Raw genomic sequence first — 23,037 nt, forward strand, 5'->3', positions numbered from 1 at the left:
CAGGGCGGGTTATTTCCGCTCTGCTTCGTCAAGCAGTTCCTGGAGGCGGGTGCGGGGCCGGATCGTGGGGACCGGCTGTTCCGCAGGGCGTTGAGCGGGGCGTGCCGCGGGCCGCCCGGCGGGTGCCGCCGGTGTCGGTGCCGCCGGCCGGACCGGCTGGGCGCCGGTGCCTGGGGCCGGTGTCGGTGGCCGCAGGCGAACCGTCACCCGGCTGGTCACGAGCTTTGTCCGGAACGGCCGCTGAGGGCGGCCGCCGAGCCGGCCGCCCGGCGGGGACGTGCCGTACACGATCAGTCCGAGAAGCGCCCGTGCCGGGTCGCGTCCATCCATCCGCGCGTAGCGCATCAGCCACGCGAGACCCCAGGGGAACGCGATCACGATGAACGCGTTCCCCAGTCCGAAGACCGCCCAGAGGTCCCGTGTGGTGATCAGCAGGATGAAGACCACCACCATGGTGATGATCTGGGTGATCGTGTAAGGGCCGCCCGGAATCCGCCCGCCGCCGGGCAGTTTGCCGATGACGAGGGGATGCTTGCGGGCCCGCGTATAGGAATGCCCGACCAGCACCCCCTCGTTGGACGGCGGCGTGCTCACAGCAGGTCAGCGCCCTTCGCCGGCTGTGGAAGGGCCTGCGGCACATCCACGACGAGGACCTGACTCACCCCGGCGCCCTTGGCGTCGGGAACTTCACTGTCCACCATGTTGCTGAGGTCGGTGATGTTCTTCACGGCGAAGACGACCACCGCGCCGAGGATCGCCGCCGTCAGCGTGCCGGCCCAGGAACGGGTCTTCCAGTAGGCCAGGACCGTGGCGACCACGGCGAGCACGCCGGCCGCCGTCGTCGCCAGAGTCTGGATGTTCCCCAGTGTCTGGTCGATCCAGGTGAATATCTGGCCGTTGGCGGCCAGTACGACCATGTCGGTGTTCGCGGAGCTCATGTGTAATCCCCTCGTGTGATGAGCTGGTTGGCGGTCATTCCCCGCCGGAGGCCGGTGGGGAAGCTGTGCTCGGGCTCTGCGCGGGGCTCGGCGTGGCCGAGGCTGCGCCGCTGGTCTTCGGCCCGGTCTGGTCGGGGGACAGGGCGGGTGCGGCGTCGAACGCCGCGACCTCCCACCGCCCGTCCCTGGTGCTCAGGGTGAGGGCGTAGGTGAGCGAGTAGTCCTGGCCGTCGGCCTGGGCGCTCACCGTGGCCAGCACACGTCGTCGGGTGCCGTCCGCCGGAACGGAGTCGTCCTTCCCGGTGTTCGTCTCCTTCTGGTCGTCCCGCAGGGTGGTGACCAGGGTGGTGGTGTACGGGGCCGGGGCGATGGGTGCGATCTGGAGGCCGGGGGAGACGTAACGGCTCAGCTCTCCCTGGCCGGTGAGGTAGGCGGCAAGGAACCGGCTCACCGTGTCGCCCACCGGGCCGTTGAGGCTGGATGTACCGTCCGTGCCGTAGCCGAGCTCTCCGTGGTCCGCCGCCTGGGGCGCGTTGACCTCGGCGGGCAGCGAGGTCGCCGCGTAGAACGCCTGCGCCCCGCCGGGCTTGGCGGTGCCGCCGGCCGCTGGTGGTCCGGCGACCTGGACGCCGATCCGGAAGTAGTGCAGCCCCTTGTCGAGGCTCTTGCCCTTGGACGCCTTGGCCGAGATACGGGCCGCGACGGTCACGGACCAGTAGTTGGGGGAGACCTGCTGGGCGGCGACCGTGACCATGTGTGTCGCGGTGCGCGAGCCCGGCTCGTTCGTGAGTGTGACGGTCTGCGCGTAATACGGCTTGAGGGTCTCCTCCGTACCTTCGCCCGCCGAGAGGTACGCCGACAGGTACAGCTCGGCGAAGCCCACCGGGCCGGTGGGCGAAGGTGGAACGGTCTTGGCGCCCGAAGCAGGTGGTGCGGTAGCGCCCGAGCCGGCGGTGGCGACCGCGAGGAGGCCAAGGCCGGGCCCTGCCAGCAGGAGCGCCCATATGCCCACGGTGGCGAGCCGGGTGAGGCCGGCCATCTTGGCAGTGCTCTGCTGCCAGCCGGTGACCGCCTCGTCCAGTTCACCGCCGTCGTGGCTCTCGGCGTCGACCTGCGGCGGGACCTCGTCGGCGCGCTTTTCGCGCTTGGCCGCACGGCCCTTGGACAGGCGGCGCTTCTCCGTATTCCTGTCCGTCTGCTTCCGGTCACGCTTCATCGCACACCTCCCTGTGCGACCCACAGCACCGGGTGTCCGGGATCGACGACGCGTCGTTCGTCCTCGTCCAAGGACAGGGTGGGGATGGCGGTCAAGGGGCTCTCCGGGCTTCTCGGCTGAACGGACATGTGGCTGAGGGAGGCTTCCCTATGGGGAAGGTGCGGCGGACGGTACGGATGTGACGTCCAACCCCGCGTAACCCTGCGTGAGTTGTGTCACGATCGCGTCATCTTGCTGTTGCGAACCCGTCAGAGACTGTCGCGAACCTGTCAGATGCGGCGTTCGCGAGGCGGCGGACGGCGCGGCTGCGACGCTGACGCTGGCTCGCCCTGGTCCTGGCCCGGCCCGCCGCGGCTTGAGTGGCCCTGTCCGGCGCGGGGACGTCGCGGTAGTAACTGGTGATGAGGCGCGCGTCGTCCACGCTCAGGGCGCCGGTGTCGAGCGCCCAGACGAGCAGTTCCACAAGCTCCGCACGCGCGTCCCAGCCCGCCAGGTGTCCCGGCTCGTCGTCAGCCAGCAACCGGTACGCGCCTGCCTGTCCGAGCATCAGAGCCAGTTCCGCCTGAGCCACCGGACACGCGTCGGTGGCGGTAAGTCCGGCGACGGCGTCGCTGTCCAGGGGTACGACGCCGGTTTCGGCGCCGGTCAGGCAGTGGGTCAGGCGCAAGGTGTCCAAGGCCAGGTTGGCGGCGATGCGCTCCGTACGTCGTTCTACGGGGTAGGTCCGTACGACTTCATACAGTGCGCCGACCGTCAGCGAAACCGTTTCCTCCCAGGAGTACTGCGGGCGCATCTGGCTGCGTGCGATCCGGATGGCCTTCGGCAGCATCGCCTGGACGACCAGGCGCGCGGCGGTCTGGGCATCCCGGCCGCCGCCGACCGCCGCGCGCAGCAGCGGTAGGAGGAGGCGGTCCTGCTCGGTGCGGGTGCGGCAGGACCGCAGTGCATCGAGGAGGTCCTGGGGTCCGGTGGGTCCTTGGTCGCCGTACCAGTCACGCACGGCGAGTCGTGCGCCCTTGTCCTGATTCAGTCGCTCCCACTCGGCGTTCAGGCGGCCGACCAGGCCGTCGTTACGGGTGCTGTACACGGTGATCCCCCTGTGGCTAGCTGTGGAACGAGACAACCGTTCCATCCCCCCCTTGTCCGCACCCCGGGACCGGCGGCGATCGGTGCGCGGTCCAGGGGAAACGCCCGCCGGACCGTGCGTCGGTCAAGATCTTGTCCGACCAACTTCGCCTTGTCACACAGATATTCGAACTGGCACCTTGTCATGGGTTCCTGTCCTCGCGTCGGGCGCGTCCGGCTGCCGGTCGCCCCTAATGCGCGGGCGGGGTGAAGGGCGGATGTGACACGGTGGTCCGGATGGCGCGAAGTGCAACGCCTGATCGACTCTGCCGCAACGTCGCGCACGACAGGCCGCGTTGTAGCGGTTGAAGTACACAGTTGTGACAGAACGAGACCACTGTGCTGTCCGAAAGTGATGCAGAATGACGGGGGGTCACTTTGCAGACGTGGGTTCGAGTTACGTCACATGACCAACGGGGGTCTCATGAGGCACATGCAGAACACTGTCCGAAAGGCCGTCGCGGCGGTGGCCGCGACCGCGCTCCTGTCCATCGCGGGCTGCGGCACGTCGGACGACGCCAAGCCGGAACCGCCCAAGACGTCCCCCGGCCAGAGCAAGGAGCAGCAGGCGAGGGCTGAGGCGCGGACCAAGGCGCTGGCCGCCTATCGCGGCATGTGGGACGCCCAAGTGGAGGCGTACACCTCCGGGAGCATGAAGAACGCGCGGCTCGGTGAGTACACGACCGGTGAGGCGGCCAAGAACATCATCACCGGCTTCACCTACTACAGCGAGCGTGGCCTCGCCTACAAGACCAGGCCCGCCATCGCGCCGAAGGTGACCGCCGTCGACATCGCCTCCGACCCCCACACCGCCACCATCAGCGACTGCGTCGACATGACCGGCGTCGTGGTCCGGAAGGCGACGGGCAAGCCCGTGCCGGTGAACAAGGAGGACGTCCGGCGCCCCTGGACGGCCAAGGCCACCACGGCGAAGGCCGGCGGCGTCGACTGGCGCATCACCGACTACACCATCGACAAGGACCGGACGTGCTGAGCGGCGCGCGGCTGATACGCGCGGGTCTGCTGCTGCTGACCGCGAGCGCGCTGGTGGTCGGCGGAACGAACGCGGCACTGGCGGACGGCCCGGTCACCTGCCCCCCCGAGGTCCAGGTCTGCGACATCGAGGCCGAGGACCCGGGCAAGCCCGGCAATGGCGGCGGGGGCACGGGTGGCGGAAGCGGTGGAGGCTCCGCCGCCAGCTGTCGACGGGCCAACGGAGAGAAGATCCCCTGCTACGTCCCCGGGCTCGGTTTCTGGAGCGGTCAGTGCTACTGGCAGCTGCTGGATCCCCAGCCGCCCAAGGACGACCTCATCTGGGGCGGCAACGACCCGGAGAAGGGTGACATCTACCGCCCCACGTCCTGCCCGGACTTCGACTACGAGGGGGCGGGCACGTTCGTCCCCCGGGACATCTTCTTTCCCGACGGCAAATTCGGAAATGTTCCGACCGTCTCCCCCGAGCAGCTGGCCCGGCGCGCCGTCGCGCGGATGACTCTGAAGGGCCCGTCCATCGGGATCGTGCCCGAGCCCGGAAGGACGGGGCTCGTCGGTCTTCCCGTGTGGATGTGGAACCAGCGGGGCGCGAACACCACCGGGCCCCAGACGGCCACCGCGTCCGCGGGCAGCGTCACCGTCACCGCGACCGCCACGGTCGACAAGGTCGTCTGGAACATGGGCGACGGCAGCTCCGTCACCTGCACCGCACCCGGCACCCCGTACAAGCCCAGTTACGGCAAGCGGGAGTCGCCCGACTGCGGCCACGTCTACAAACGGATGTCCAAGGGCAAGCCCGGCAACAAGTACCAGATCACCGCGACCGCCACGTGGACCATCCGCTGGGAGGGCGGTGGCGAGTCCGGAGAGCTGACCCAGACGAGGGTGTCCGACACCGAGATCGCCGTGGGCGAGCTCCAGGTCGTCGGTGAATAGTCAGCGCGCAGTGAGCGAAACATCTGCTGGAGGCAGGAATTGACCAGGACGAAGACCGCCACCCCTCCCGTCCAGGGCGGGCCCGGCGGCTCCGCCCCCACTCCCGTGGCGCCGCCCCGCGCGCTGAAGCAGCGACGGCGGCGACCCGCCCTCATCGCCCTGTCCCTCGCACTGACCGCGGCCGGCGGTCTCTCGGGCGCGCTGCTGTTCACCGCGACCGGTGAGCGGACGCAGGTGCTGGCCGTCACCAAGAACGTGCAGGCCGGAGAGGTGATCAAGGACAGCGACCTCACCGAGGCGGGCATATCGCTCGACCCCGTGCTCAAGCCGGTGAAGGCGGCGTCCAGGGAGGACGTCGTCGGTAAGCGGGCCGCTGTCGCCTTGACCGCGGGCTCCCTGCTCTCCGAGGACCAGGTCACGGAGAAGTCCCTGCTGCGCGACGGGGACATGCTGGTCGGCGTGTCCGTCAAGCCGTCGCAGCGGCCGACGTCTGGGCTCACCCCCGGGAGCAAGGTGCTCGTCGTCAGTACACCGGGCCAGGACGAGGCGGTGCCCTCGGCGCCGCCGAAGACCATCCCGGCCACGGTCGTCTCGGTCGGCAGGGCGAGCGACACGACGGGTGTGGTCACTGTCGACGTCGCGGTCCCCTCGACCGACGGCCCGTCGCTTGCCGCGCGCGCGGCAACCGGACGGATCGCCATCGTCGTCGAGAACGGGAGCGATTCCTGATGTCAGTGATCGCTCTCGCCGGCAGCACCGGGGCTCCGGGGGTGACCAGCACGGCGCTCGCGCTGCTGCTGGCCTGGCCCCTGGAACAGGGGCGCCGGCTCATCCTCGCCGAGTGCGACCCGGACGGCGGAGCCGTGCTGGCGGGAGCCCTCCAGGGCCGGATGGACGCGCGCTACGGACTGCGTAATCTGGCCGTGGCATCGCGGAAGGACCAATTGGTCGAGGCGTTCTGGCGGCAGCTCGTCGACCTCTCGGAGGACGAGAGCAGCACCCGGCTGCTGCTCCCCGGCATCACCAGTCCGGCACAGGCCGCCGGCCTCGACCCGGCCTGGCCGAGCCTCGCCGAGCTCTTCGCCGGAATCGAGAGCCACCACCACGACGTGCTGGTCGACCTCGGCCGCAGGGGCGCGTTCGGCGCTTCCTCCGTCATGGCCAAGCGGGCCGACGTCGTGGTGCTCGTGGTCCGCAACACCCTGCGCGGGATCCAGAGTGCGCAGGTACGGGCCGAGGCGCTGCGCAAGGAACTGGACGGACCCGGCGGCACCGGGGCCGACGCACTGACCGTGGCCCTGGTCGAGAGCGGCCCGTACTCGTCGGGCGAGGTGGAGAAGGCGCTCCACGCACCCGTCCTCGGCACGATGCCGTGGCGGCCGCAGCAGGCCGCGGTGCTGTCCGACGGGGCCGACGGGGGCAGTCGCTTCGAACGCTCGGAGCTGATGCGCGCGGCCCGCTCACTCGCCGGACCGCTGCGCCAGCGCGTGCTGCTCCGACGAGACCGGCTCGCGCCCCGCCCGCAGACGGCTCAGGGAGGAATGGTGCCGGCAGATGCGCGCTAATCCCCTGCATCCGGACCCGGCTGTCCGCCCCGACGGGGTCGAACGGACCGTGATCCTCGGGCGCTTCGGTCCTCCGACGGCCGTGCCGGGCGAACGGGCGATCGTCTCTGATCCGCTTCCGGCCGGTAGCAGCTCGGTGCCCCAGGCCACGGTGGACCACCGCGTCGCCGGTGAGATCAAGCGGCGCGTGGCCGATCGCCTTGCCCAGGAGATCAAGGGCTCGGGGCAGATGAACCACGAGTCCCAGGCGCAGCGGGGTCGTGCCCTGATCAACGAGGCCGTCGCCGTGTGGTCCGACGCCATCGCCATCGAGCGCGGCGCGAGCACCACGAAGGCCGAGGACACCGCACTCGCCGCCGTCGTCTACGACATGCTCTTCCGGGCCGGTCGACTCCAGCCCTACCTCGACGACGACCGGGTCGAGAACATCCTCATCAACGGATACGACGACGTGTGGCTCGACTACGGCGACAGCCACCGCGTCCGTGCCGCCCCCGTCGCGGACTCCGACGAGGAACTCCAGGAGATGCTGCGTGACCTGGCCCGGCGCAACGGTCAGAGTGAGCGGACCCTGTCCACGGCCGACCCGTTCCTCGCGCTGAGGCTCGCGGACGGTTCTCGACTGCAGGCCGTCACCGGGGTGACACCGAAGACCTTCGTCACCATCCGCCGGCACCGCGTCAAAGACGTGGACCTGGCGGGCATGGTGGAACTCGGGGCCATCGACGAGACCTTGGCGGCCTTCCTGTCCGCCGCCGTGCGCGCGGAGAAGAACATCATGATCACGGGCGAGCAGGCGGTGGGTAAGACGTCCCTGCTCCGTGCCCTGCTCAAGGAGATCGACCCGGACGAGCGGTTCGCCACCATCGAGACCGAGTTCGAGCTCTTCGCGCACACCAACGGTTTCCACCGGCAGGTCGTGCCGATGGAGTCCCGCGAGTCCAACGGTGAACGCGGCGTGGACGGCCGTGGCGCCGGTGAGATCACCCTCCTCGACCTGATCCACCGGGCGTTGCGGATGTCGCTGTCCCGTGTGGTGGTCGGAGAGGTCCGTGGCCAGGAGATCGTGGCGATGATGCAGGCGATGACCAATGGCAAGGGTGGCAATCTCTGCACCATCCACGCCCGCCGCCCTGAGATCGTCTTCGACCGGATCGCGGAGCTGTACCTCCTGGCGCAGGACAACATGACCGAGCAGCTCGCCTACCGGCAAGCGGCCAACGGCCTCGACTTCATCGTCTTCGTGTCCATGCGTGACGAGACCCGGATCCAGGGCAAGCGGCACCGGTTCGTCTCGCACGTCCTGGAGGTCACGGGCATGGGCGAGAACGGCCGGCCGGCCACCAACAGGATCTTCGCTCCGGCGCCCGGCGAACCGAGGGCCGTGCCGCACATGCATCCGGCCTGCCTGGAAGACCTGGTACGGGTCGGCTTCCCCGGCTACCTCCTCGACAATCCGCGCGGCTCCTGGCAGCGCCCGCTGGACCTTCGCGTGATGGCCGGATGAACACCGTTCTGCTGTGGGTGCTCGCGGGCCTCGCCACCACCGGAGGTCTGGTAGGAGTGGCGGCCGGAGTCGTCGGCACGACGGCGCCGCGGACCCCGAGGCGTTTCACCCGGGGCAAGGCCGGCGCGGTCGACTTGGACGCGGCCATGTGGCGTCGCACCCGCTGGGGCGCCGCGGCCGTGGTCGGCTTCGGCACATGGCTGATCACCGGCGTGTTCGTCGGCGGCTGTCTCGCCGCGTTCGCTCTCGTCGGGGTGCCGTGGCTGCTGTCCCCGACGAAGAACGCCACCGTTCGCATCGACAAGCTGGAGGCGCTCGGCGAGTGGACCCAGCGTCTGGCCGACGTGCTCCGCCTCGGCATGGGTCTGGAACAGGCGATGATCGCCAGCCGCCGCGGTGCCCCGGCCGAACTGGAGCAGGAGATCGCTGATCTGGCAGACCGGCTCCAGGTCGGCTGGCGGCCCGCCGAGGCGTTGGAATCCTTCGCGGACGCCCTCGACGACGTCACCGCTGACAAGGTCCTGGCCGCCCTCATCCTGTGCGCTTCAGACCGCGGACCGGGACTCGCGCAGGCGCTCGAGGACCTCTCCGGGGCCCTGCGGGAAGAGGTGGCGAAGCGCCGGCAGATCGAAGCCGACCGGGCCAAGCCGCGTACGACCGTGCGGTGGATGACGATCATCACCCTGGGTGTGGTCGCGGCCGGCTTCCTCGTCCCCAGCTACTCGGCTCCGTACGGCACCTTTCTCGGGCAGCTCGTGCTGGCGCTGCTGGCGGGCGGGTTCGCGGGTGTTCTGGTGTGGATGCGCTCCCTGGCCGACCACAAGCCGGTGCCGCGTTTCCTGATCGCCGACCCCCGCAGCCGCGTAAAGATCGCGGAACTGCCCAAAACGCCCCAGGAGGTCTTGTGATCCCGCCTGCCGCGATCTTCGCCGGCCTCGCCGTCGGCGGCGGCCTCGCCCTGCTCGTGCGGGAACTCGTCCGCCCCCAGCCGGATCTGGCTTCCTCACTGCGCCGCCTCAACGCCGCGCCGGAGGAGGAGCGCGTCGTCCCGGTCACACGCGACGATGTGTGGGGCGCGTGGCTCCTGAAGAACCTCCAGGGTCTGCCCGGAATCACTATTCCGAGAAAGGACCTGGCGCTCGTCGGTCAGACGGCGGAGCGTTTTCTTCTCACCAAGGCGGCTCTCGCCGGCTCCGGGTTGCTGCTTCCGCCGCTGCTGGTGGGCGCGTGGACGCTGATGGGCCTGAGCGTGCCGTTCTACATCCCGGCCGCGGTGGGGCTCGCCCTGGGCGCGCTCCTGTGGTTCATCCCCGACATCTCCGTACGTGACCAGGCGAGGCGGGCCCGTGAGGAGTTCTCACACGCCGTCGCGGCCTATCTCGACCTGGTCGCACTCAAGCGGGCGGCCGACTCGGGCCCGACCGAAGCGCTGGAGCGGGCGGCGGCGATCGGCAAGGGCTGGGCCTTCGCCAGACTCCAGGAGGCGATGCTGAGGGCGCGCGTCGACAAGATCCCGCCGTGGGAGGCTCTGGTGCAGCTCACCGAAGAGCTGGACCTGCCGGTTCTGGAGGACGTCGCCGAGATCATGCGCATGTCCGCGCACGACGGAGCGGCGGTCTACACGACCCTCCGGGCCCGGGCCAAGTCGCTCCGAGTCGAACTGCTCGCGAAACAAGCGACGGAGGCGAACGAGAACAGCGAGAAGATGACCGCCCCGGGCGCATTGCTCGCGGTGCTCGTGATGCTGCTGGTCGCGTTCCCCGCCGTGGTCAACATCCTGGCCACGTGACCGGGCGGGACGAGTTACACCCGCGACTTCACCTGACGACGACCGAATCCAACCTTCCGACCACTATCTGACGCGCCGTGCAACGCACGAAACAACGAGGGGGCTGTCTCCACCATGGGTATGTTCAACAAGCTGTCGATCAAGGTCGCCTCATCCCTGGCCAACGTTCGGGATGTGCTGGCCGAGCGCATCGAGCGCGGTACACAGAACCCGGACCGGGGTGACATCAGCATCACCACGGTCATCATCTGGGTCGCGGCGGTCGCCGGTGCCCTTCTGATCGCCGGCACGATCGCGGCCGTCGTCGCGAGGTACAACGGCCAGCTGGCGGGCATCTAGTGCTCCGACCGCCCGCCGCGCGCCGGGCCCTGGACGACCGCGGCGACTCGACGGTCCAGATGGCGATCGTCTTCCCGTTCGTCATCCTGCTGACGGTTGCCGTGGTCCAGGTGTCCATGTGGTACTACGCGCGCAATGTGGCACTGACCGCGGCCCGGGAGGGGGTGGCCACGGCCCGGATCTACGAATCCGATCCGGGCGCCGGCGCGGCGCGCGCCCGCGCCGTCCTCAACCGCATCGCCGGTAACAATCTGCTGGCCCCGACCGTGTCAACGGCCGGCAGTGACAGCGAGCGCATCCACATCCAGGTGTCCGGTACCGCACCGTCGATGCTGCCGGGCGTTCCGGGCCTGACCATTACACAGAGCGCGTCCGGACCGGTGGAGCGCTGGACGGCCGGGGGATAGGTGAACTGGGACGACCGGGGTAGTGAGGCGATCCAGGCAGCGATCGTCACCCCATTGCTGATCATGTTTCTCTGCATGGCGATCGCCGCCGGCCGCGCGGTGACGTCGGGCAGCAAGGTGGACGCCGCAGCCGAGGACGCGGCACGTGAGGCGTCGATCTCGCGCACCGCCGGCACCGCTCAGGCCAATGCCTACGCGGCCGCTGCCGAGACGCTGGCCGACCAGGGCATGCGCTGCTCGGGAACGAGCGTCTCGGTGGACGCCTCGGGACTCAACGCCCCGCTGGGATCGGTCGGTACGGTGACGGTGACCGTACGCTGCACCGTCCCGCTGTCGGATCTGCTGCTGCCCGGGGCGCCGGGGAGCCACACCCTCAGTTCGACCTTCACCTCGGTGGTGGATGCATTCCGGGAGCGCAATTGATGCGTGCGTACGACGACCGCGGCGGAATCGCCGTCTACAGCGCCATTGTCACCGTCGCGTTGATCGCCATCATTGGCATCGTCGTCGACGGTGGCGGAAAGCTACGTGCCACCGAACGCGCGAACGCCGTCGCGATGGAAGCCGCCCGGGCGGGCGGGCAGGCCATCGACCCCGGCAGAGCCATCCCCGGTGAGGCGGTCGCTGTCGATCCGGAAGGCGCGCGCGCGGCCGCACTCACCTATCTCTCCGCTGCCGGCGTCGGCGGCACGGTGAGTATCTCCGGCGACGGAAGAACGCTCACCGTACGCGTGAACTCGACGTACTCGACACGCTTCCTCCGCGTGGTCGGCATTGGATCCATGGGCGTCACCGGAGAAGGGCAGGCCCGACTGCTCCACGGTGTCGTCGCGCCGGAAGGGACGTGATCTCTGTGGGAGGACTTCGACATCTTCTTCGTGCGCTTCTGAGCCTTGTGGTGCTCGTCGCCCTGCTCTTCGGCCTGCCCGTTCTTCTGTGGTGGGCCGGCGGCCTCGCCCTGGAGAGCGGCCTTGACGACCTGACGCACCTGTTCTCCCGCCAGGACACCGGCGGCGCCTTCCTCCTGCTCCTGGCGGGCGTGGGGTGGTTCGGATGGGCAGCGTTCGCCTTCTCCGTGGTGCTGGAGATCCCGGCTCAGTTGCGGGGCCGCACGGCACGCCGTCTGAGCGGACTCGGCATGAGCCAGCGAGCCGCCGCGTCGTTGATCGGCGGAATTCTGGTGTTGCTCCCGACGACCGGGGCGGCTTTCGCGGCGCCTGCTCCCGTGCCGCACTCGGTTTCCCAGCTGAACACCAACGGCCAGGGCGCCGAAGCGGCGAGCGCGTCGCAGGTCCGCGCCGAGAGGGGAGAAGAGCAGCAGCGCACCTATACGGTGCGGGACGTCCGGCCCGCGGAGAGCTTGTGGAGCATCGCCGAGAGCGTCTTGGGTGACGGCAGCCGATGGCAGGAGATTGCGGCCCTCAACGAGGGGCGGGTGATGAGCGACGGCACGGTCTTCCACGCGCAGTCGTTCATCCAGCCCGGGTGGAAGCTCAGGATGCCCGGCGGCGCTACCACGGCGGGCACCGACAGGGTGACAACGGTGCGTCCCGGCGACAGCCTGGGATCGATCGCCGACCGCGAACTGGGGGATCCGGCACGCTACGGCGACATCTTCGAGCTGAACCGGGGTGCTGCTCAGCCGGGTGGGGGCACGTTCACCGACCCCGATGTCATCGTTCCCGGGCAGAAGTTGCGTCTTCCCGCAGACGCGTCCGAGGTGGGAGAGAAGCCGTCGAAGCCCGATGCCGGGCAGCAGAAGCCGTCGAAGCCCGATGCCGGGCAGCAGAAGCCGTCGAAGCCGGACGCCGGGCAGCAGAAGCCGTCGAAGCCGGACGCCGGGCAGCAGAAGCCGTCGAAGCCGGACGCCGGGCAGCAGAAGCCGTCCAAGCCGGGGAAGCCTGACGGGACGGGGGACACCGGTGGGACGGGGCCGGCGCCGGCTGAGACCACGCGTCCTCCGGCCACGGCCCGGCCCACTCCACAGCCGACGGACCCCGCCCGCCCCGCGGAAACCGCACGGCCCCCCGAGAGCGCCGCTCCGGCCGAGACCGCGCCGGGCAAGGTGCCGGACGCCAAGGACAAGCCCGGCGTCGAGCACGACAACCAGGAGGAAGAGGGCGCGACCCTCCGCACGGTGGCCGGAGTCGGGGCGCTGCTCGCCGCGGGTGTACTCGGTGTACTCGGCACCCGGCGCATCACACAGCAGCGGCGGCGCCGACCCCGGCGCCGCATCCCGCTCCCCGAGGGCGAGGCGGCCGTCTTCGAGCGCGATCTTCGTGTGGCTGCGGCCGACGCCCCCGAGGGCCTGGAGCTGCTGGACCGCGCGCTGCGCACGCTCGCCGCCGGGCAGGCGGACGCCGGGTCGGCACTCCCCGCGCTGACGGCCGCCGTCATCACGCCGGAGGGGACCGCCCTCCACCTGTCCGCTCCGGATCCCGCGGTCCCTCCCTTCGGACCCGTGACCGACGAGGACGCCATCTGGTGGTGTCCCCAGGGCAGCGAGGCACTGCTCCCGGCCCAGGAGGCGTCCGCGGTGTCGTTGCCGTACCCGGCACTGGTCAGTCTGGGTACGACTGCCGAGGGTCACCCCGTACTGGTGGACCTCGAGCACATCGGCATGCTGCGCCTCGACGGCGGCGATGACGACGTGCTCGCCGTGCTCCTGGCCCTGGCGGTCGAGCTGGCTTCCGACTCGTTCCATGCCGAGCACACCGTCCGGCTGGTTGGCTTCGGCCAGGAACTGAAATCCGCCTTCCCCGGGCGGGTCGTCCACCACGCGACGCTCGCCGCGGCAGTCGCGGCGGTACGGGCCGACAACGAGGCCCAGCGCCACGCGCTGGAGGAGACAGGAGCGGCGGACCTGCGTGAGGCCCGGCTGCACGGTGCGGGCGCCGACGCGTGGGCCCCGCAGATCGTGTTGTCCTCGCTACCGCTCAGAGAGGCGGACGAGGACGCCATGGACCTCCTCGACCTGGTGGCGGCGCAGCCGCGTACCGCACTGGCCGCCGTTGCGAGTGCCGCGGACGCCTTGGTGCTTCCGGGCTCCTGGACCGTTTCGGCGGGCCCCGGAGCTGTGGTCGAGATCCCTGACGGCGATCTGGAGGTTGAGCTTCAGCGCATCGAACCCACCCAGTACAAGGCCTTGTTGCAGCTCATGAATGTCGCCGAGCGGACCATGGACGAACCGACCCCTGCCTGGGCCAGGCGCCCGGATCCCCGGCTGGCCCTCGCGGTGGTGGAGACCCCGGACGCGGAGTCGCCCCAAGTGGCGGCCGACGAGTCCGGGACGCCTGGCGAAGAGGCTCCCGTCCCCGTCGCGGACCTGATCGCCACGCAGCCCCCGGAGCCGGGGATGCCGTACATCCGAGTGCTCGGCCAGGTGGAACTGCTGGGCGCGCAGGGGCCGGTGGAGCCGAACCGGCGCGGCCGTCTCACGGAGCTCGCCGCATGGCTCGTTCTGAACCCAGGTTTGGAACACCAGGCCCTCGACGAGGCGATTTGGCCCGGACGCGAGGTGGGTCACTCGCTGCGCAACTCCAACATGAGCAAGCTGCGCGCATGGGTGGGGGGACAGTCCTGCCTTCCGTTCGTCACGGACGGCCGCTATGCCTTCGCGCCCTTCGTGCGTTGCGACTGGCTGGACTTCCAGGAGCTCTACCGGGCTGGTATGCACGCCCAGGGGGCGGTCGCCGATTCCGCCCTGGCGCGTGCCCTGGCGCTCGTCCAGGGCACGCCATTCGCCGCCACCAACCCCCGCAACTACCTCTGGGCCGACGCCATGTACCACGACATGCTGTCGGCGGTCGTGGACGTGGCCCATGAACTGGCCGCCCGCTGCCTCGCCGCGGGTGACCCGGCCGGGGCGATCGCGGCGGCGACGCGAGGACTGAGCGCGTCCCCGGAGAGCGAACTGCTCTGCCGGGACCTGTTCCGTGCGCACGCGGCGCTGGGGGACCGTCGCGCGATCCTCGAGGCCGCGGATCAGCTCAACTGCCTCAATGAGGAACTCGGCACCGACGCCGAGGACGAGACCATCGATCTCCTTCGGGAACTGCTGGCGGCCGTCCCGGACATGGGCAGCAGCACCGCTGCCTGAGCACGGAGGGCACCCACCCGTCAGGGGTGGGTGCCCTCCACTCTCCGCACCACTGGTCCGCCTCGATGGGACTCGGGGGACGGGGTTCTACGCGGCGAGGAGAGTGGGCGAGCCCGAGCAGCCGGCCGGGCCTCCGCTCATTTGGCTTCGGAGTAGCGCTCCACCGTCGCCGTCGTGAACGGGAACCGCACCGGGGTCGGGCCGAAGGCGATCCGGCCGGCCTCGTCTCCCGCCGCGCGGATCGCTTCCGTCACCGCCTCCGCCTCCTCGGCCGGGCAGTGCACGATGACCTCGTCGTGCTGGAAGAAGACCAGCTCGGCCCGCATTCCGGCGGTCGCCCGGCGCAGTGCGGCGAGCATCAGCAGGGCCCAGTCGGCGGCGCTGCCCTGCACCACGAAGTTCCGGGTGAACCGGCCCCGGGCGCGCGCGTTCGTCGACGCGTAGCCCGGTGTGAACTCCCCTCCCCCTTCCGTCCCCGGCAGATCGCCGGTGTCCTGCGGAATGCCCGCCTCGTCGTCGTCCCCCGCCCCGGCCGCCCGTGGGCTGGTCCGCCCCAGCCACGTCCGTACGAGCCTGCCCTCCTCGCCGGCCTTCGCCGCCTCGTCCACGTAGGCCACGGCCTTCGGGAAGCGGCGGCGCAGGGCCGCCAGGTTCTTCAGGCCGTCGCCGCTGGTCTGTCCGTAGATCGCGCCGAGCAGCGCCAGCTTGGCGTGGTCCCGGTCGCCGGCGAACGCCCGGTCCGACAAGCGGGTGTAGAGGTCGTCGGGGTGGCCGGCGACCTCCATGAGCCCCGGATCTCGGGAGATGGCGGCGAGGACCCGTGGCTCCATCTGATCGGCGTCGGCCACCACCAGCCGCCAGCCCGCGTCGGCGACGACCGCCTGGCGTATCACCTTGGGGATCTGAAGCGCCCCGCCGCCGTTGGTCGTCCACCGGCCCGAGACCGTGCCCCCCGGCAGGTACTCGGGCCGGAAGCGCCCGTCCCTCACCCAGTCCTGGAGCCAGCTCCAGCCGTGGGCCGTCCAGATCCGGTACAGCTTCTTGTAGGCGATGAGCGGCTTCACCGCCGGGTGGTCCAGCTCCTCCAACTCCCAGCGCCGCGTGGACTTCACCCGGATACCGGCCTGCGCGAACGCCTTCACCACGTCCGCCGGTAGATCCGGTCGGACCCTGCGCCCGAACGCCGCCGATACCTCGTCCGCGAGCTCCGCGAGGCGGCGCGGCTCGCCCCCGCCCGCGTACCGCTCGCCGAGCAGCTCGTGCAGCACCGCGCGGTGGACGTCGGCCCGCCAGGGCAGGCCGGCCCGGTGCATCTCGGCGGCCACCAGCATCCCCGCCGACTCGGCCGCGGTCAGCAGCCGCATCCGGCCAGGATGCTCGGCGGCGTCATGTCTTCGCTGCTGCTCCGCGTAGACCTCCAGGAGGGCGTCGAGGGGGAGGGCCACCGGCTGCGGCTCGAAGAGGGAGTCCTGCGAGCCGGGCTCGGCGCTGCGCTGCGGCGGATCGGGTGGTACGGGACGGTGGTGCAGGCGCGCCCAGGCCGCGGCCGCCGACCGGGGCTCCCCGAGCCGCCCCTCGTGCCCGAGGAGGAGCAGCTCGGCGGCCTCGATGTCGTAGCACCGCTCCACCCGGACCCCGGCGGCCAGCAGCCGGGGGTGGATCTCCGTGGTGGACCGCCACACCCACCGGGTCACACCGGGGCGGGACCGGACCGCCTCGACGAGATCCGGCTCGTGGCGGACGGCTCCGGCGGGCAGCCCGTCGGAGCCGAGGGGGACGAGCCGTGCCCCGTCCCCTTCCGCCGCAGCCAGAGCCCACCTTTCGCTCATGCATGCGAGTCTGGCAGCCGCCACTGACAATCGCGTCGCTTCGCCTCGCGGGTCGGCTCGCCGACGACTGAGGGAGCCGGCGGCTACGCCACCGCGTGGAACAGCGCCGCCGCCTCGCCCCGCGAAGCCACTCCCAGCTTCGTCAGGATCTTCGCGACATGGAACTTCACCGTCGACTCGCTGATGTGCAGTTCCTGCGCGATCACGCGGTTGCGGTGGCCCATCGCGAGATGCGTCAGGACCTCCAGCTCCCGCCCGCCCAGCGCCCCGAGCGGGTCGATCGCCGTGGCCGCCGGGGCGTCGGCCGCCGACAGCGGGACGATCGCGGTGACCGTCGTCCCCCAGCCCGGTACGGCGTCGATGTCGAGGCGGCCGCCGAGGACATCCAGCCTGTCGCCGATCCGCGCCCGCCCCAGGGTGCAGTGGTCGAGGGCGCCCGGCCCGTCGTCCCGTACGGTCGCGCGGAGTTCGTGCTCGTCGATCTGCCAGCCGACGTGGACCCGGCTCACCGGCTCCTGCTCCAGCACGGCGAGCAGCACCTCGCGGGCGATCAGCCGCGCCGTGTGCGCCACATCGGCGGCCAGGTGACGGGTGGAGTCGGGGGCGCCGAGTTCGAGGCGTACGTGGCTGTACCGCAGCAGGGGCCGCAGGGTGTCCGCGAGCCGGGCGAAGGCCTCGTCGGCCCGCTCCTCGGCGACAGCCTTGTCCCGGTCCGCCTCGGCGCGCAGCTCGATCAGCGCGGAGACGGCGAGTTCGGTGGCGGTGGCGCGGGCGGCCGCATCGTCCAGGCTACGGCTGCGCAGCACGCCGAGGAGGCCGGTCAGGGTGGCGGAGTGGGTGGCCGTGAGCTCGGCGATGACCCGGGAGCGGGCGTCGGCGGCGGCCCGGGACCGGGCCAGGGCGCCGGGCGCCGCCTCTGTGGACAGCCGGTCGAAGTGGCTGGTCACCAGTGACCAGAGCTGCTGGGCGACCGCGAGTTCGGGTTCCTCGGCGGGAGCGGCGCCCTCGGCCCGTACGAGCACGAGCAGCGCGCCGCGCGGGGTCGCGTCCGTCATGAACGTGATCACGGAGCGCTCGGCTCCCGCGATCCGCGCCCGGCCCTGCCAGGGCTGCCCGGCGGAGGTGGCGGTGAAGAGCGGGTCCAGGTCGGCCGTACTGATACGGCTGGTGAACTCCGCGTCCCCGTACGCCTTGAACGGCGAGAACGCGCAGTGTGTGGAGAGTTCGGCGGCGGCCTCGTGCGGGATCAGCCCGGCGAGGGTCACGGAGAGCTGGGGCAGGATCTGCCCCAGCGGCTGCCGGATGATGTCGTACCCGGCGGTGAGCGCCGCGAGCGTGGCGGCGCCGGTCGTGAGCGGAACGGGGAGGGGGGCGGGGCCCGCGACCGACTCCTCCAACGGGGCCGCCATGGGCCTGGTCTTCGGGGCGGGCAGGGGGGTCACCGTTCCGGTCACCGTTCCGATCAGCTCCATGAGAGCAGCCTAGTCAGCACCACCCCACCCCCGCCTGTCCTTTCGGCCAGCCGGGACTGTCCGAAAGGCTGGCCGGAACGGCTGTACCGCCACCCGAGGCTTGAGTCATCAACCGGTCCGGAACACACCGGCAGGACACCGGCATTGCCACCGGGTCCACACCGGACGACCGACGAAGCGACGAAGCGGGGAGAACAGCCATGGAAGCGATCGTGTACAAGGAGTTCGGCGGACCGGACGTGCTGCGCCACGAGGAGGCCGAGAAGCCCGAGCCCGGCCCGGGCCAGGTCCGCGTCAAGGTGGCGGTGGCGGGGGTCAACCCCCTGGACCACAAGCGCCGTTACGGCTGGGTCGAGGAGTTCTACCCGACCACCTTCCCGATGATCCCGGGGCTGGAGTTCGCCGGCACGGTAGACGCGGTCGGCGAGGGCGTCACCGATGTCGCCGTGGGCGACGAGGTCATGGGCTGGACGGAGACCGGCGCCTACGCCGAGTACGCCATCGCCGGGGACATCGTCCGCAAGCCGGCCGGGCTCTCCTGGGAGCGCGCGGCGGCCCTGCCCGTGGCCGGCGAGACCGCGCAGCGCGTCTTCGACCTGCTGCGCGTCAAGGCCGGCGAGACGCTGCTGCTCCACGGCGCCGCCGGCGTGGTCGGTACGGTCGCCGTCCAGCTGGCCGTCGCGGCCGGCCTCACGGTCATCGGTACGGCGTCCCCGGCCAACCACGAGCACCTGCGCGCCCTTGGGGCCATCCCCGTCGCGTATGGGGAGGGCCTGGCCGAGCGGGTGAAGGAGGCGGCGCCGCAGGGCATCGACGCGGTCTTCGACGCGGCGGGCGCGGGCGTCCTGCCGCTCTCGATCGAGCTCGTGGGCGGCTCCGCCGAGCGGGTCGTCACCATCGCCGATCCGGACGCCGCCGCGCACGGCGTGGTCTTCACCGGTGGCGGTACGCCGCCCGAGGTCGTCCGTGCCGGACTCGCCGAGCACGCGCGGCTCGCCGCGGAGGGCCGGCTGGACGTACGTATCGGGGAGGTCTTCCCGCTGGCGGACGCGGCGAAGGCGCAGGAGCTGAGCGAGTCGGGGCACGCGCGCGGGAAGCTGCTCATCAAGATCTGACCGGATCCGGGGGAGGGGGCAAGGGGTACGGCGAGGTCAGTCCAGCCGCCGTACCACCCTGGCCGGATTCCCCACCGCCAAGACCCCGGCCGGCAGATCCTTCGTGACCACGGCCCCCGCCCCGACGACCGTGTTCGCGCCGATCGTCACCCCAGGGCAGACGATCACCCCGCCGCCCAGCCAGACGTTGTCGCCGATCGTGATCGGCTCGGCCTTCTCCCAGCCCTCGCGGCGCCGCTCATGGTCCAGTTCATGCGAAGGGGTGAGGAGTTGGACGTTTGGGCCGATCTGGGCGCAGGAGCCGATGGTGATGGGGGCGGCGTCCAGGAAGACCGCGTTGAAGTTCACGAAGGTGCCGTCCCCGATGGAGATGTACCGGCCGTAGTCGCACTGGAACGGCGGCCGGATCCTGACCCCTTCGCCCACCGCACCCAGCAACTCCTTGAGGATCGCAGCCCGTTCGGTGGGTGCGGCGCCGCCGTTCGCGTTGTACGCGGCACAGAGCGCGAAGCGCCGTTCGGTGTCCGCGCGGAGCTCCGGGTCGTCGGGCAGATACCACTCGCCGGCCAGCATGCGCTGCTTGTTCTCGCCCATGTCGCGTGTTTCCTCTCCGTTTTGCCGGGCCAACGCGCGCGTGCCGCGGATCGTGCCCCTGGACCGAGCGGCGAGTGACCACGTGACCACTGCTCACCGCCGGGTAAGCCGCCAGGCCGGCAGGACACCGGCCACCACCGCGATCAGCGCACACGCCCCGGCGGCCGAGCCCACCACCGCCCAGGGCACCGTCACCGCCACCGGCGCCGAGAGGGAGGCAAGGGCCGCCCCCAGTGCCGCCAGGTTCCCCGCGGCGACCACCGCGCCGAGGACCGCCCCGACGGCCACCGCGAGGAGCGATTCGCCGGCGACGACCCGCAGGATCTGCGCCCGGGTGGCGCCGGTCAGCCGCAGGGTGTCCAGCTCTCCGCGCCGTACCGACGTGGCCATCAGGAGCGTGTTGGCCAGGCCGATGGCCGTGTAGACGAGGGCGATGCCGAGGACGACCAGCAGGCCGAGGCGGGTCTTGGGGCTCGTACGGGGATGGGTGGCGTCCGCCCAGGCGTCCGCGGTCAGGACCGTGCCGCCGCTCGCGCGCAGCGCCTGCGCCACGGCCTCGTGGCCGCCACCGGTCACCCGTACGTCGATCCGGTCCACGGGCAGGGCCTTCGCGTGCGTGGCGGTCAGATACGCGCCGTTGTTGCCCGTGCCGGTCGCGAGTACGGCGGCGATGCGCAGAGTCACCGGTCGACCGTCGCCGAGCCGTACGGTCACCGGTTCGCCGACGGTGTGCCGCTCCCATTCCTCGTTGACGACGATCGAACCGTCGTCCAGGTCGCGGATGTCGCCCGCCACGACGGGCAGCCGCGCGATCTCGGCGAAGGCGGCGGTGTCGGTGACCGCGCGCGCGTCCGTACGGATCAGGGCGCGGCCGTCCTCGCGTACGTACACGGCGGTCGACTTGGTGGCGGACACGACGGCGCCGGGGATCGCCCTGGGCGTCAACCGCTCGCCGGTGGCGACGTACTGGGCGGAGGTCTGCTCGCGCGCCTCGGCAGCCTTCGCCTCGGTGACGGTGGCCGCCGAGCCGAGCAGGGACCCCGCCAGGGCGACGGTGACCAGGACGGGCGCGGCGACGGCGGCCGTACGGCGCAGGGAGGCGGCGGTGTTCTCGCGGACCAGCGTCCCGGTCGCCCCCGGCAGCCGCAGGGCGCGCGCCACCGGCCGTACGAGCAGCGGCGAGAGCAGGGCCGCCGCGGTGATCAGCAGCATCGGTTGGGTGGTGTACGTCTTGCGCTTCAGCAGGTCGGACGGGTCGGTGGCGAGCGTCCACAGCAGCAGCCCGCCGCCGGTGAGCAGCAGGGCGGCGCCGATGAGACGCCGGCCGAGCGGCAGCACGCCCTGGTCCACGTCGGCGTCGCGCAGCGCCTCCACCGGGCCGATGCGGCCCGCCCGGCGGGAGGCCGCGAAGGCGCCGGCGAACGCCACGAGCAGACCGGTCCAGAAGGCCAGATGGAACGGCCAATTGAGGCCGTCCTTGATGGCGAACCATTCCGGTGCCACACCGCCGTCCACCAGCAGCCGGGCCAGCCACGGTGCGCCTACGGCGCCGAGCGCGCAGCCCGCCGCCGAGGCGAGGACTCCGACGCCGGCCGCTTCGGCGAGCAGCAGGCGGCGTACCTGCCCGGGAGTGGCACCCGCCGTGCGCAGCAGCCCGATCTCGCGGCGGCGCAGGGCCACGGCGAAGGCGAACGTGGACGCGACGACGAAGACGGAGACGAAGGTGGTGACGCCGCCCGCCGTCCCGAGCAGGGCGTTCAGGGTCACGAGCGCCTCGGCGTCCCGCTGCGGCTCGGGGTCGGCCCGGCGGCGGTCGTCGCCGGTCAGGACCTGGGCCCGGTCGCCGACCACCGCGCGGACGCGGTCGGCGGGAGCGTCGACGCCGACGGCGTCGGCGCGTCCGTCGGTGCTGACCTCGCCGAGCTTCCGCAGGTCGGCGACGAGAGCGGCGTCCACAGGGTGTGGATGGGCGAGCTTCTGCGGCCGGGAACCGTCGACGGTGAGCGTGTCCGTGCCGCGTACGACCACAGGGGAGGCGGCGAAGCGCTGCGGGGCGCGCTCGGGGGCGTCGAAGGTGGAGCCGAGACCCAGCCCCATGGTGGTCAGCAGCCCGACGGCGAGAGCGAGGGCGACGAAGCTGCCGAGGAAGGTGGCCCAGCGCGTACGCAGGGCGCTCAGCGCGACCGTCAGCATGCCACGGCCTCCTCGCCCAGGCCGGTCCCACTCGCCAGGCCGGCCCCCGGCCCGAGGCCCGTCCCCGCGCCCGGCCGGGTCCCGATTCCCGTCCCCGAGCCCGTCTGAGCGCCCGTCCCCGCGCCCGTCTCCAGGCGGGCCATGCGCGCCGCGACCTGTTCCGCCGTGGGAGCGGCGAGCTCGCCGTTCAGGCGGCCGTCGACGAGGAAGACCACCCGGTCCGCGTACGACGCGGCCACCGGGTCGTGCGTGACCATGATGATCGTCTGGCCCTCCCGGTCCACCAGCTCCCGCAGCATCACGAGCACGTCCCGGCTGGTGGCCGAGTCCAGCGCGCCGGTCGGCTCGTCGCCGAACAGCACCGCCGGGCGGGTGATCAACGCCCGCGCGATGGCCACCCGCTGCTGCTGCCCGCCGGACATCTCCCCGGGCCGGTGCCCGGCCCGCTCGCCGAGCCCGACCCGCTCCAGCGCGGCCCGTACCTCGCCCCGGGAGGGGCGGCGCCCGGCCAGCCGCAGCGGCAGGGCCACGTTCTGCGCGGCGGTCAGCGACGGCAGCAGGTTGAAGGCCTGGAAGACGAAGCCGATCCGGTCCCGCCGCAGCAAGGTCAGCTCGCGCTCGCGGAGCCCGGTCAGCTCCACGCCGCCGATCTCCACGCTTCCCGAGGTGGGCCGGTCGAGCCCGGCCGCGCACTGCAGCAGCGTGGACTTGCCGGACCCGGAGGGTCCCATGACGGCGGTGAACGAGCCGGTACGGAAGTCGAGATCGACCCCGTCCAGGGCGCGGACGTCGCGATGCAGGCGGCGGAGGGAGGTGAGCCGTACGGCTGTTGAGGTCATGACCCGAGCCAACCGTTTCCGGCGGGCGCGCTCACGACCACTGGAGGGCGTTCCGATGGTGGGCCCAGCCCTACCCCTAGG

Annotated in this window: 22 protein-coding genes; 13 read left to right on the plus strand and 9 right to left on the minus strand. The window is 71.5% G+C overall.

Translation table 11 applies throughout. The annotated features are described in order from the left end of the window. Positions 1 to 9: 9 nt before the first annotated feature. The 4 genes from ACZ7LT_RS17255 to ACZ7LT_RS17270 form a co-directional block, all read right to left on the minus strand. A complete protein-coding gene (locus ACZ7LT_RS17255; protein ID WP_471236869.1) occupies positions 10 to 594 on the minus strand; it encodes a hypothetical protein in 585 nt (194 codons plus the stop codon). Next, entirely contained in the window at positions 591 to 938 is a 348-nt protein-coding gene (locus tag ACZ7LT_RS17260; RefSeq protein WP_471236870.1) for a hypothetical protein, read from the minus strand. Before ACZ7LT_RS17260 ends, ACZ7LT_RS17255 begins: the two co-directional genes overlap by 4 nt. Positions 939 to 972: 34 nt before the next feature. Then, entirely contained in the window at positions 973 to 2,154 is a 1,182-nt protein-coding gene (locus ACZ7LT_RS17265; RefSeq protein WP_471236871.1) for a conjugal transfer protein, read from the minus strand. Positions 2,155 to 2,380: 226 nt separating this feature from the next. Next, positions 2,381 to 3,241: a hypothetical protein gene (locus ACZ7LT_RS17270; protein ID WP_471236872.1), complete on the minus strand. Its 861-nt coding sequence runs from the start codon at positions 3,239 to 3,241 to the stop codon at positions 2,381 to 2,383. Positions 3,242 to 3,712: 471 nt separating this feature from the next. Here ACZ7LT_RS17270 and ACZ7LT_RS17275 point away from each other — a divergent pair, with 471 nt between their 5' ends. The 12 genes from ACZ7LT_RS17275 to ACZ7LT_RS17330 all read left to right on the plus strand — a co-directional run bounded on the left by ACZ7LT_RS17275 (position 3,713) and on the right by ACZ7LT_RS17330 (position 14,914). Next, positions 3,713 to 4,273, plus strand: coding sequence for a hypothetical protein (locus tag ACZ7LT_RS17275; protein WP_471236873.1), 561 nt, complete (start codon positions 3,713 to 3,715; stop codon positions 4,271 to 4,273). Continuing rightward, positions 4,267 to 5,208, plus strand: a complete 942-nt coding sequence (locus tag ACZ7LT_RS17280; protein WP_471236874.1) for a hypothetical protein — start codon at positions 4,267 to 4,269, stop codon at positions 5,206 to 5,208. The genes ACZ7LT_RS17275 and ACZ7LT_RS17280 overlap by 7 nt, the downstream gene beginning before the upstream one ends. A gap of 39 nt (positions 5,209 to 5,247) precedes the next feature. Continuing rightward, positions 5,248 to 5,937, plus strand: a complete 690-nt coding sequence (locus ACZ7LT_RS17285; RefSeq protein ID WP_471236875.1) for an SAF domain-containing protein — start codon at positions 5,248 to 5,250, stop codon at positions 5,935 to 5,937. After that, positions 5,937 to 6,773, plus strand: coding sequence for a hypothetical protein (locus tag ACZ7LT_RS17290; RefSeq protein WP_471236876.1), 837 nt, complete (start codon positions 5,937 to 5,939; stop codon positions 6,771 to 6,773). Before ACZ7LT_RS17285 ends, ACZ7LT_RS17290 begins: the two co-directional genes overlap by 1 nt. Continuing rightward, on the plus strand, positions 6,763 to 8,280 hold the full coding sequence (locus ACZ7LT_RS17295; RefSeq protein WP_471236877.1) for a CpaF family protein: 1,518 nt from the start codon (positions 6,763 to 6,765) through the stop codon (positions 8,278 to 8,280). The genes ACZ7LT_RS17290 and ACZ7LT_RS17295 overlap by 11 nt, the downstream gene beginning before the upstream one ends. Next, on the plus strand, positions 8,277 to 9,188 hold the full coding sequence (locus ACZ7LT_RS17300; protein WP_471236878.1) for a type II secretion system F family protein: 912 nt from the start codon (positions 8,277 to 8,279) through the stop codon (positions 9,186 to 9,188). The genes ACZ7LT_RS17295 and ACZ7LT_RS17300 overlap by 4 nt, the downstream gene beginning before the upstream one ends. Then, positions 9,185 to 10,069 carry a hypothetical protein gene (locus tag ACZ7LT_RS17305; RefSeq protein ID WP_471236879.1) on the plus strand — a complete coding sequence of 295 codons (885 nt, stop codon included), beginning with the start codon at positions 9,185 to 9,187 and terminating at the stop codon, positions 10,067 to 10,069. The genes ACZ7LT_RS17300 and ACZ7LT_RS17305 overlap by 4 nt, the downstream gene beginning before the upstream one ends. Positions 10,070 to 10,189: 120 nt before the next feature. After that, positions 10,190 to 10,408, plus strand: a complete 219-nt coding sequence (locus ACZ7LT_RS17310) for a hypothetical protein (RefSeq protein ID WP_471236991.1) — start codon at positions 10,190 to 10,192, stop codon at positions 10,406 to 10,408. Next, positions 10,408 to 10,815 (plus strand): TadE/TadG family type IV pilus assembly protein, encoded by a 408-nt coding sequence (locus tag ACZ7LT_RS17315; protein ID WP_471236880.1) that lies wholly within the window; start codon positions 10,408 to 10,410, stop codon positions 10,813 to 10,815. Before ACZ7LT_RS17310 ends, ACZ7LT_RS17315 begins: the two co-directional genes overlap by 1 nt. Then, complete coding sequence (locus ACZ7LT_RS17320; RefSeq protein ID WP_471236881.1) at positions 10,816 to 11,238, plus strand: TadE/TadG family type IV pilus assembly protein; 423 nt, start codon at positions 10,816 to 10,818, stop codon at positions 11,236 to 11,238. It abuts the gene before it with no gap. After that, entirely contained in the window at positions 11,238 to 11,663 is a 426-nt protein-coding gene (locus tag ACZ7LT_RS17325; protein WP_471236882.1) for a hypothetical protein, read from the plus strand. Before ACZ7LT_RS17320 ends, ACZ7LT_RS17325 begins: the two co-directional genes overlap by 1 nt. A gap of 47 nt (positions 11,664 to 11,710) precedes the next feature. Further along, positions 11,711 to 14,914: a LysM peptidoglycan-binding domain-containing protein gene (locus tag ACZ7LT_RS17330; protein ID WP_471236883.1), complete on the plus strand. Its 3,204-nt coding sequence runs from the start codon at positions 11,711 to 11,713 to the stop codon at positions 14,912 to 14,914. A gap of 137 nt (positions 14,915 to 15,051) precedes the next feature. On the opposite strand, the gene ACZ7LT_RS17335 is transcribed toward ACZ7LT_RS17330, so the two are convergent. Both ACZ7LT_RS17335 and ACZ7LT_RS17340 read right to left on the minus strand, forming a co-directional pair. Continuing rightward, complete coding sequence (locus ACZ7LT_RS17335; RefSeq protein WP_471236884.1) at positions 15,052 to 16,743, minus strand: bifunctional 3'-5' exonuclease/DNA polymerase; 1,692 nt, start codon at positions 16,741 to 16,743, stop codon at positions 15,052 to 15,054. Positions 16,744 to 16,826: 83 nt separating this feature from the next. After that, positions 16,827 to 18,215 (minus strand): helix-turn-helix transcriptional regulator, encoded by a 1,389-nt coding sequence (locus tag ACZ7LT_RS17340; protein ID WP_471236885.1) that lies wholly within the window; start codon positions 18,213 to 18,215, stop codon positions 16,827 to 16,829. Positions 18,216 to 18,415: 200 nt separating this feature from the next. On the opposite strand from ACZ7LT_RS17340, the gene ACZ7LT_RS17345 reads away from it, so the two are divergent. Next, the gene (locus ACZ7LT_RS17345) at positions 18,416 to 19,330 is read left to right on the plus strand and encodes an NADP-dependent oxidoreductase (protein WP_471236886.1); all 915 of its coding nucleotides are present in this window, start codon (positions 18,416 to 18,418) and stop codon (positions 19,328 to 19,330) included. A 36-nt stretch (positions 19,331 to 19,366) separates the two neighbouring features. Here the strand turns inward: ACZ7LT_RS17345 and ACZ7LT_RS17350 are convergent, their stop codons facing one another. From ACZ7LT_RS17350 to ACZ7LT_RS17360, 3 genes are all read right to left on the minus strand, one after another. Next, positions 19,367 to 19,924: a sugar O-acetyltransferase gene (locus ACZ7LT_RS17350; protein WP_471236887.1), complete on the minus strand. Its 558-nt coding sequence runs from the start codon at positions 19,922 to 19,924 to the stop codon at positions 19,367 to 19,369. Positions 19,925 to 20,017: 93 nt separating this feature from the next. Next, entirely contained in the window at positions 20,018 to 22,117 is a 2,100-nt protein-coding gene (locus ACZ7LT_RS17355; RefSeq protein WP_471236888.1) for an ABC transporter permease, read from the minus strand. After that, positions 22,111 to 22,956: an ABC transporter ATP-binding protein gene (locus ACZ7LT_RS17360; protein WP_471236889.1), complete on the minus strand. Its 846-nt coding sequence runs from the start codon at positions 22,954 to 22,956 to the stop codon at positions 22,111 to 22,113. The genes ACZ7LT_RS17355 and ACZ7LT_RS17360 overlap by 7 nt, the downstream gene beginning before the upstream one ends. Positions 22,957 to 23,037: the final 81 nt, after the last annotated feature.

This window comes from Streptomyces sp. NPDC039465 (assembly GCF_055639315.1).

Excerpts from the sequence above, each read along its gene's own strand:
- ACZ7LT_RS17260 (WP_471236870.1), bottom strand. The coding sequence starts at position 938 with ATGAGCTCCGCGAACACCGACATGGTCGTACTGGCCGCCAACGGCCAG.
- ACZ7LT_RS17265 (WP_471236871.1), bottom strand. The coding sequence starts at position 2,154 with ATGAAGCGTGACCGGAAGCAGACGGACAGGAATACGGAGAAGCGCCGC.
- ACZ7LT_RS17275 (WP_471236873.1), top strand. The coding sequence starts at position 3,713 with ATGCAGAACACTGTCCGAAAGGCCGTCGCGGCGGTGGCCGCGACCGCG.
- ACZ7LT_RS17290 (WP_471236876.1), top strand. The coding sequence starts at position 5,937 with ATGTCAGTGATCGCTCTCGCCGGCAGCACCGGGGCTCCGGGGGTGACC.
- ACZ7LT_RS17295 (WP_471236877.1), top strand. The coding sequence starts at position 6,763 with ATGCGCGCTAATCCCCTGCATCCGGACCCGGCTGTCCGCCCCGACGGG.
- ACZ7LT_RS17300 (WP_471236878.1), top strand. The coding sequence starts at position 8,277 with ATGAACACCGTTCTGCTGTGGGTGCTCGCGGGCCTCGCCACCACCGGA.
- ACZ7LT_RS17310 (WP_471236991.1), top strand. The coding sequence starts at position 10,190 with ATGTTCAACAAGCTGTCGATCAAGGTCGCCTCATCCCTGGCCAACGTT.
- ACZ7LT_RS17325 (WP_471236882.1), top strand. The coding sequence starts at position 11,238 with ATGCGTGCGTACGACGACCGCGGCGGAATCGCCGTCTACAGCGCCATT.
- ACZ7LT_RS17335 (WP_471236884.1), bottom strand. The coding sequence starts at position 16,743 with ATGAGCGAAAGGTGGGCTCTGGCTGCGGCGGAAGGGGACGGGGCACGG.
- ACZ7LT_RS17340 (WP_471236885.1), bottom strand. The coding sequence starts at position 18,215 with ATGGAGCTGATCGGAACGGTGACCGGAACGGTGACCCCCCTGCCCGCC.
- ACZ7LT_RS17345 (WP_471236886.1), top strand. The coding sequence starts at position 18,416 with ATGGAAGCGATCGTGTACAAGGAGTTCGGCGGACCGGACGTGCTGCGC.
- ACZ7LT_RS17350 (WP_471236887.1), bottom strand. The coding sequence starts at position 19,924 with ATGGGCGAGAACAAGCAGCGCATGCTGGCCGGCGAGTGGTATCTGCCC.
- ACZ7LT_RS17355 (WP_471236888.1), bottom strand. The coding sequence starts at position 22,117 with ATGCTGACGGTCGCGCTGAGCGCCCTGCGTACGCGCTGGGCCACCTTC.
- ACZ7LT_RS17360 (WP_471236889.1), bottom strand. The coding sequence starts at position 22,956 with ATGACCTCAACAGCCGTACGGCTCACCTCCCTCCGCCGCCTGCATCGC.